Consider the following 242-nt stretch of genomic DNA (forward strand, 5'->3'; position numbering starts at 1 on the left):
GCGTTTCACCGCTGTGCCAGGCAGCGATCATTTCGGCAAATTCCATCGCCGGGCTTTCGCGCGGATCGTCAATATTCGGTTTGAATGCCAGACCAAAGCAGGCAATTTTCAGCTCACTGGCGCGTTTGCCGCTGTCGGCCAGGCAATCCGCGACCGTGGCTTTGACCTGGTTGATAACCCAGTGCGGTTTGTGGTCGTTTACTTCGCGCGCGGTGCGAATCAGGCGTGCCTGTTCCGGGTTC

Annotated in this window: 1 pseudogene; it reads right to left on the reverse strand. The window is 58.3% G+C overall.

The features are described 5' to 3' along the window. A pseudogene (wecC, locus tag RTW80_RS30560) lies at positions 1-242 on the reverse strand (UDP-N-acetyl-D-mannosamine dehydrogenase); the annotation flags it as partial.

Source organism: Escherichia sp. AM3 (assembly GCF_032029835.1).
Taxonomy (GTDB): domain Bacteria; phylum Pseudomonadota; class Gammaproteobacteria; order Enterobacterales; family Enterobacteriaceae; genus Escherichia; species Escherichia coli.